Genomic DNA, 5266 nt, shown 5'->3' with positions numbered 1-5266 from the left:
TTCGATAACGGAAAAGAATTTAGTGGTCACGAAGAACTGGCTCAAAAACTGGGGGTATCCTGTTACTTTGCCAATCCTTATCATTCCTGGGAGCGAGGACTAAACGAGCATACAAATGGAATGCTTCGACAGTTTTTTCCCAAAGGTACAAATTTTAAAATTCTGTCGCCAGAAGCTGTAAAAAAAAGCCGTGAATTTACTCAACGATCGTCCTCGAAAATCTCTTGAATATCGAACTCCTTCTGAGGTATTTTATAGTCAGAGATCGGAGACCGTTGCATTTCAAACTTGAATTGGCGGATCGCGTTTTGTTCGTCTTTGGGGTGGGGTTGCGGTGTCGCGATCGCGGCTTGGGCTTCGATTTTGTTGGGGAGATCGAAGCGATCGCTTAAAATGCAGAAAACTATAGAGTAGAGTCTAAATATGCCACTGGCTGAATTAATTCCCCTCGTGCAAGATCTGAGCCAGTCTAACAAGCTGTCGCTCTTCAAGCTTCTGGCGAAGGATATCCCGGATGCTGAATTGCAATTGGTCTTTTCTGCACCTGAGTACCCGGTTTTATCGCTGTACGACTCTACAGGGGCCGCTAGTATCCTGACGCAAATGATTGAGGACGATCGCGAGGCTTCGGGCAATGCCTAGGACAGTAGAGTTTCCGTTTCCAAATCATGAGGAGTTACCCAGAATTTCGATCGTGTTAAATCATGCCGGTGTTTCTGTATAAGGGATCTACAGTTAACCTGTTACCCTACGAGTTGGGGGTGCAGTAGGGAATAGTCTGGGAGAAGCAAACAATTCGTTTGCCGCTAGCGGGGAATCTTGCGGCGGTTGAGGCGAGAGGGGTGTTTGTGAACGTGCAGGTTGGGGATTTGGAGCCGGTTCGTTTGGCGTTTGCTTGGGCGCGGGTGTCTGATGTGCCGCTGATTTTGGGGCAGACGAATTTTTTTCGGGAGTTTGATGCGTGTTTTCAGCGATCGCGGGGTGCGATCGAGATTTTTCGCCGTTAGGTGAGGAGCGATCGCGCCGATCGCCCGTCAGGATGCGATCGAGACGAGGGGCGAGACTGCACCGGGAGTCATTATCGATTACACGGAGCGGGGGCAGATTGTTGCGTTGCGATCGAGAGTCTGGATGCGTCGGAGCGGGTGTCGCTATCGCTGTTGCTTGAGTCAATTGGCGTTTGAGTGGGTTTTGTTCGTCTTTGAGGAGGGGTTGCGGTGTCGCGATCGCGCGGTTGCGTCACTCAGTTTAATTTGGCAATGACTCCAAGAGAATCTGCAACGGCATCGATTCTTCTGCAACAAAGTTCAACTTTTCAAATCCAATCGTCCGACCCGCGCGATCTTTCATTAAAATCACTTCCTCGCCGGTCTCCTCGGCCTCGAATTCGTCTTCTGGGTTGCCAAACCAAACTGTTAGAGTTTGCCCCAGGCGATCGTGAAATACTTTTAACGTACTGACGGTATTTACTTCTGCCATAGCGTTACTCCTTCCTTCAGCGCACTGGTTCGGTACGCCGTAATCAAAAATCCATCTCCATTTAAGCGCCTCGTCACCGCGCAGAGCCACCGTCGATCGCTATCGTCACGATAAAACAGGCAGACGGCAGGATCGCTACGGCTCTGCCGAATCTCGTCTGGGTTAGACAAAGTTGCTTTCACGTCGTCGAGCCGATCGCGCATCACGGGATGTTTGACGGTCACGATTAGGTTCCAGTAGCGGGTGGTTGTCCGCACTGAAAATCCCAGCGGTGTTTTTAGCTCGAAGAGGAGGTCGTCGCCATCCAAGATGTTGTCGTTTTCCACCGTCACCTACTGAATTTGCGCGAAAGGGGCGTTCCGTTTCCAAGATGCCCCATGAATCGCGCCTTGTTCGTTTGTGGGGAGGCTTGAAGCCCAATGACTATCCTCCACGGTTCAAAAGTTGATACGATCGCGCCGATTTTCAATCAGGATGCGATCGAGACGAGTGAAGAGGCTGCGCCGGGAATCATTATCGATTACACGGAGCAGGGGCAGATTGTTGAGATCGAGAGTTTGGATGCGTCGGAGCAGTTGCCGTTGCCGCTGTGGCTTGAGTCGATTATTAATGTTCGATCGCGTTTTGTTCGTCTTTGGGGTGGGGTTGCAGTGTTGCGATCGCGTGGTCGATCGGACTCGCTAGTTTTTTTGGTTAAGCTAACGGTAGATGCCATGTAGAAATTTATCCGATCTCGCTAGTTTTTCCCTGCCATGCAAGCACAAACAGCTAGAACAGTTGCCCTGAGCGAGTTAGAAGAACGCTTTCGCCTGAAGTTTTCGGACGATCTCTCGATATTTCCCGAGTGGCAATCTGAACTTCCGGAGCTAAGCCAGGAAGAAAAAGACCGCTGCGATCGCATCAAAACCAGCTACACATACTTGTTGCGCTACCCACCGCTGCTCGAAAATACGGTGAAACTCGTCGTACTTTCTCCCTTGCTGGATATGGCGGGGTTCTTTTTGCCGCCGTTTCGGATTCAATCGGAGGCATCGACGGAAATCACCAGCGAGGATGGCGAGCTGAAGGTTACGGGATTTCTCGATGTTTTGGTGCTGTTCGATCGCGTTTGGGTGTTGGCGATCGAATCGAAGCAGGCGGCTTTTTCTTTGGAGGTTGGGCGAGCGCAACTTTTGTCGTATTTGCTATCGAATCCGAGTGTAAAGGAGCAGGCGATGTATGGTTTGTTAACGAACGGCTCGAATTTTGTGTTTGTGAAGCTAATTCCCGATGGAGACAGATTTATCTATACGTTTTCGGATGAGTTCAGTATTCGTAAGCATGAGAACGAGCTGTTTCGAGTGTTGCAAGTCCTGAAGCGTCTTGCAGCAATTCCTATTTCTTCGGGACTGGAAGGTTGAAGCAACATCCTACACGACTCGGAAGTTGACGCGATCGCGCCGATCGCCCGTCAGGATGCGAATCGATTACACGGAGCAGGGACAGATTGTTGCGATCGAGATTCTGGATGCGTCGGAGCGGTTGCCGTTGCCGCTGTTGCTTGAGTCGATTAATGTTCGGTCGCGTTTTGTTCGCCAGGATTGGGGTTACAACTTTTCCAACTCTCCAGATCCTCACGCAAACCCTGTCCGATGTAAGCTCGCATCAGCGCCACAGCATCCGAAGCTTCGCGCAATGGTGCAAGACGTTCTAAGTCTGCAAGTACGTCTGCCGGAATTTCTAGCGTCACCGACACCATTTCCCGATCGCGCCGCAACCGCTGTTTCAAGTCTTCAAATTTCATAATCTTTGCGCTCCTGACGGGTTGCCCGTCGTGCTGAAATAATCCGAATTCGCTCGTCTTCGCGAATTACGTGAACGACAAACAAGAGGTTCCACTTACAATCTAAGCCGATCGCGGCCTCTCGTGCTTCAAGCTCCTGGCTTGCGTCAACGATCTTCACAAACGGATCGAAGAAGACTTCTGCTGCTTGCTCGAAGGTGATGCCGTCGTGCTTTTGTTGGTTGCTCTGGGCTTTTTGCTGGTTCCAGACGAAGACGATTCCATTCAAAACGTACTGGATATCCACAAAATCCTCCATAAAAAAGGACACCCTGTCATCAAGATGCCTCATTGTGAGAAAGACTGGGGCGATCGAGACGAGTGAAGGGACTGCACCGGGGATCGTCATCGATGACACGGAGCAGGGGCAGATTGTTGCGATCGAGGTTCTGGATGCGTCGGAGCGGTTGCCGTTGCCGCTGTCGCTTGAGCCTTGGGACGATAAGATTGAGGTAATTGCCTGGAAGTTCAGTCATGCCACTTGCTGAGTTAATCCCGCTTGTTCGAGATTTAAGCCCGTCTGAGAAGCTCTCGCTCTTCAAAATTCTGGCGCAGGATATTCCAGAGACTGAGCTGAAAGCTTTTTACAGCTCTAGAGAAGCTGCAAGTGTTCTTGCGGAAATGACCGACCCAGATGACGAACCGGCTGAGCTTGTATTGGATTCGCTGAAGCAGGCTTGGGGTGAAGTGCAGGTTGGTCGGACGCGACCGCTGAGCGAGTTGTGGGACGACGAGGATGAGTGAGGATTTGCCGATTCAGGTCGAGATCTCGGATATGTTTGTGCGTCGGGTTCGGACACTGAAGAAGCGATATCGCAATATTCGCAAGGACATCGAGCCGGTAATTCAGCAGTTGAGTATGGGGGAGGTGTTGGGCGATCGCATTTCTGGTGTGGAGGCGGAGGTCTATAAGGTTCGGGTTCGCAATCGCGATATTCAGAAGGGGAAAAGTGCGGGGTATCGTTTGATTTATTATTTACAGCTCGAAACGAAGATCGTGTTGCTGACGATTTATTCCAAGTCTGACCAGTCTGATATTTCGGATAAGGATATTCGAGAGATTTTGGGTGGCTCTTCGTAGTCATCGAGTGTTGTTCATCGCCCCGAACACCCGTCAGGATGCGATCGAGACGAGTGAAGAGACTGCGCCGGGGATCGTCATCGATTACACGGAGCAGGGGCAGATTGTTGCGATCGAGATTCTGGATGCGTCGGAGCGGGTGTCGCTATCGCTGTTGCTTGAGTCGATTGGGGTTTGAGCGGGTTTTGTTCGTCTTTGGGGAGGGGTGGCGGTGTCGCGATCGCGCGGTTAAGTCGCTCGGTTGTGCTGTCTCATTTGGGGAGTTCGGTTTGCGATCGTGGCTTGTGGCTTAGATTGGTGGGGGCGATCGAGCGAAGTGACGATATCCGCCTGCTCGACACCGTTCGCAATGAGGATTTCGGTTAGGCTTTCCTCAAAGTTATCTTCTTCAATAAAAACTTGCTGACCCACTAAGCGAGCGTGAAATAGAATCGTGTCCATCCAGCGCTGTTTGTCCCATCCAGTCGCGAGTACGAGGAAGTGACCGGATTCAGTGTCGCAGACGGGATACAGTTTAATCGCCTGTAGGCGGGGTTGGTCTGCAACTGCGGCTTGCACGGTCTGTTTGAGAATGTCTGCGTAACTCAGGGTTCGATCCATTGCAGGATAACCTCCCGGTTGGGGTCGAAGACTAACAGATTAATTTTATTGCGCTGGACGGCTAACTGGGGTTTGCTGAAAAAGTTATCAAAAGCTGGGGGTGGAAAATGAACAAGAAGCCGTCTTGCTCAAGGTATAAATCTAAATTGACTTAACTCGTCCACTTTATAAGTTACAATAATATTTCTCGACAAAATTATGAAGTTTGGGAAAAATTGACACAAAAAAAGACAGTAAAACTGCCTCAGCAGCTTCACCAGGTTCATCACTAAAAAGGTCAGAGC

At 50.4% G+C, this 5266-nt stretch carries 12 protein-coding genes and 2 pseudogenes; 9 read left to right on the top strand and 5 right to left on the bottom strand.

Translation table 11 applies throughout. From position 1 onward, the window contains the following. From POG22_RS03365 to POG22_RS03355, 3 genes and pseudogenes are all read left to right on the top strand, one after another. Positions 1-292: pseudogene (locus POG22_RS03365) on the top strand (IS30 family transposase); the annotation flags it as partial. A gap of 131 nt (positions 293-423) precedes the next feature. Then, positions 424-642 carry a hypothetical protein gene (locus POG22_RS03360; RefSeq protein ID WP_498903626.1) on the top strand — a complete coding sequence of 73 codons (219 nt, stop codon included), beginning with the start codon at positions 424-426 and terminating at the stop codon, positions 640-642. After that, positions 635-1007, top strand: a pseudogene (locus POG22_RS03355) (hypothetical protein). Before POG22_RS03360 ends, POG22_RS03355 begins: the two are co-directional and overlap by 8 nt. 241 nt (positions 1008-1248) lie before the next feature. On the opposite strand, the gene POG22_RS03350 reads toward POG22_RS03355, so the two are convergent. Both POG22_RS03350 and POG22_RS03345 read right to left on the bottom strand, forming a co-directional pair. Next, positions 1249-1479, bottom strand: a complete 231-nt coding sequence (locus POG22_RS03350; protein WP_017661283.1) for a DUF2283 domain-containing protein — start codon at positions 1477-1479, stop codon at positions 1249-1251. Beyond that, positions 1467-1811 carry a DUF4258 domain-containing protein gene (locus POG22_RS03345; RefSeq protein WP_082901203.1) on the bottom strand — a complete coding sequence of 115 codons (345 nt, stop codon included), beginning with the start codon at positions 1809-1811 and terminating at the stop codon, positions 1467-1469. The genes POG22_RS03350 and POG22_RS03345 overlap by 13 nt, the downstream gene beginning before the upstream one ends. 87 nt (positions 1812-1898) lie before the next feature. Here POG22_RS03345 and POG22_RS03340 point away from each other — a divergent pair, with 87 nt between their 5' ends. Both POG22_RS03340 and POG22_RS03335 read left to right on the top strand, forming a co-directional pair. Continuing rightward, a complete protein-coding gene (locus tag POG22_RS03340; protein ID WP_498903625.1) occupies positions 1899-2198 on the top strand; it encodes a DUF2283 domain-containing protein in 300 nt (99 codons plus the stop codon). 33 nt (positions 2199-2231) lie between these two features. Continuing rightward, positions 2232-2879, top strand: coding sequence for a hypothetical protein (locus tag POG22_RS03335; RefSeq protein ID WP_017661280.1), 648 nt, complete (start codon positions 2232-2234; stop codon positions 2877-2879). 149 nt (positions 2880-3028) lie between these two features. Here the strand turns inward: POG22_RS03335 and POG22_RS03330 are convergent, their stop codons facing one another. Both POG22_RS03330 and POG22_RS03325 read right to left on the bottom strand, forming a co-directional pair. Further along, positions 3029-3262 (bottom strand): hypothetical protein, encoded by a 234-nt coding sequence (locus POG22_RS03330; protein WP_498903624.1) that lies wholly within the window; start codon positions 3260-3262, stop codon positions 3029-3031. Beyond that, complete coding sequence (locus tag POG22_RS03325; RefSeq protein WP_063714693.1) at positions 3252-3548, bottom strand: BrnT family toxin; 297 nt, start codon at positions 3546-3548, stop codon at positions 3252-3254. Before POG22_RS03325 ends, POG22_RS03330 begins: the two co-directional genes overlap by 11 nt. On the opposite strand from POG22_RS03325, the gene POG22_RS03320 reads away from it, so the two are divergent. Genes POG22_RS03320 through POG22_RS03305 form a run of 4 tightly spaced genes read left to right on the top strand, consistent with a single transcriptional unit; the run spans position 3463 to position 4560 of the window. Continuing rightward, positions 3463-3789: a DUF2283 domain-containing protein gene (locus POG22_RS03320; RefSeq protein ID WP_498903622.1), complete on the top strand. Its 327-nt coding sequence runs from the start codon at positions 3463-3465 to the stop codon at positions 3787-3789. The genes POG22_RS03325 and POG22_RS03320 overlap by 86 nt on opposite strands. After that, positions 3776-4045 carry a hypothetical protein gene (locus tag POG22_RS03315; RefSeq protein WP_498903621.1) on the top strand — a complete coding sequence of 90 codons (270 nt, stop codon included), beginning with the start codon at positions 3776-3778 and terminating at the stop codon, positions 4043-4045. Before POG22_RS03320 ends, POG22_RS03315 begins: the two co-directional genes overlap by 14 nt. Then, positions 4038-4382 (top strand): type II toxin-antitoxin system RelE/ParE family toxin, encoded by a 345-nt coding sequence (locus tag POG22_RS03310; RefSeq protein ID WP_498903620.1) that lies wholly within the window; start codon positions 4038-4040, stop codon positions 4380-4382. Before POG22_RS03315 ends, POG22_RS03310 begins: the two co-directional genes overlap by 8 nt. Before the next feature lie 7 nt (positions 4383-4389). Beyond that, positions 4390-4560, top strand: a complete 171-nt coding sequence (locus POG22_RS03305) for a DUF2283 domain-containing protein (RefSeq protein ID WP_498903619.1) — start codon at positions 4390-4392, stop codon at positions 4558-4560. Positions 4561-4610: 50 nt separating this feature from the next. On the opposite strand, the gene POG22_RS03300 is transcribed toward POG22_RS03305, so the two are convergent. Further along, positions 4611-4982, bottom strand: coding sequence for an element excision factor XisI family protein (locus tag POG22_RS03300; protein WP_498903618.1), 372 nt, complete (start codon positions 4980-4982; stop codon positions 4611-4613). Positions 4983-5266 lie beyond the last annotated feature (284 nt).

This window comes from Geitlerinema sp. CS-897, from assembly GCF_028368005.1.
Lineage (GTDB): Bacteria > Cyanobacteriota > Cyanobacteriia > Cyanobacteriales > Geitlerinemataceae > Baaleninema > Baaleninema simplex.
Note: the sequence above shows the minus strand (reverse complement) of the source record. Positions and strands in the feature narration are given on the sequence as shown.